A 1,506-nucleotide genomic window follows, 5' to 3' on the forward strand; every position below is an offset into this window, starting at 1 on the left:
CACCACGAACGCCGACAGATCCCAACCACACGTCAACTCATCCAAATACACCGCACCCCACGCCTTCGCCCCCACCACCCGACCCACATGAGCGGCGTCGATGTCGTCGAAGGGCATGTGGTCGGGGACGCCGGCGACATGGAAGACGGCGCTGACGCGGTGTCGGGAGAGCAGGTCGGCGACCGCTGCCCGGTCGGACACGTCGCACGCCTCGACGCTCACCCGTTGCGCGCCCGAGTCGCGGAGCTCGGCGACGAGTTCTCCGGCTCCTGCGGCGGCAGGACCCTGACGACCAGTGAGAACCAGGTCGGTGGCGCCACGCCTGACGAGCCAGCGCGCGACGTGCGCGCCGAGAGCACCGGTGCCGCCGGTGATCAGGACCCTTCCTTCCGGTTTCCAGCCCGGCCCGGTGGGCCGCTGAGCGGACGCCTGCCGAAGCCTTCGGGCATGGATCCGTCCCTCGCGGAGCGCGAGTTGATCCTCCGAGGAACATGAGAAGACCGACGCGAGAAGCGCTGCGGCGTCCGCGCCAGGCGCCTCCGGCAGATCGACGAGTCCGCCCCAGCGGTCGGGGTGTTCCAGTGCGGCGACACGGCCCAGGCCCCAGACGGCGGCCTGTTCGGCCCGCAGCGGACCGTCGTCGAGGTCGCCCACGGAGACCGCTCCCCGGGTCACCAGCCAGGTAGGCCCTGCCACCTTCGCGTCGCCCATCGCCTGTGTGGCGATGAGCGCTTGCACGACCGTCTCGCACAGGACGACGACTCCGGCGATCTGCGGGCCCGGAAGGGCGGCGACGGCGCGGGCCAGCTCCGCACGGTCGGGATCGTCCGAGAGGGACAGGAGCAGGTGTTCGGGCAGAGCAGCGGTCACCGTGTCCAGATGAGCCGAGCGCCCCGCCGAGTGGAGCACCAGCCACTGCCCGGTAGGACCGTCACCGGGCGGCAGCGCGGCCTCCTGCCAGTCGACACGGTATCGCCAGCCGTCCACCTCGGCTCTGACCGCGCGATCCCGATGCCGGGCCGACAGTCCCGCCAGGACCTCCTGGACGACGTCCTCGCCGATGTTCAACGTGTGAGCCAGCTCCCGTGCTTCCTCCGGTTCGGCGGAGCCCCAGAGTTCCGCGTCCCGCACGACTTCGCTGCGCTTGGTCTGCGGCCAGAACCGCTCTCGCTGGAAGGCGTACGTCGGCAGGTCGACGCCGGCCGTGGAGACCTCGCCGATCACGGCGGTCCAGTCGACGAAGAGCCCCGCCGTGTATCCAGCGGCAATGCACGCAAGGACGGTCTCCACCTCACTCCTGTCCTTGCGGAGCATCGATGCGAACACTGCGTCGCCCGGGTCGTGGGTGTCGTCGGGGAGGCTGTTCTGCGCGAGTGCGGTGAGAGTGGAGTCCGGGCCGATCTCCAGGAAACGGGTCACGCCCTCGCCTGCCAGCACGCCGACCCCGTCGGCGAAACGCACCGCCTCCCGCACATGCCGCACCCAGTACTCCGCCGACGCCAACTC

General features: G+C 70.6%; 1 protein-coding gene. It reads right to left on the minus strand.

What is annotated here, in order from left to right; translation table 11 throughout:
• On the minus strand, positions 1–1,506 hold a 1,506-nt coding region (locus ABT300_RS43955; RefSeq protein WP_351688760.1), incomplete at both ends, for an SDR family NAD(P)-dependent oxidoreductase.

It is taken from the genome of Streptomyces sp. NPDC001027, assembly GCF_040299045.1.
Classification (GTDB): Bacteria; Actinomycetota; Actinomycetes; order Streptomycetales; family Streptomycetaceae; genus Streptomyces.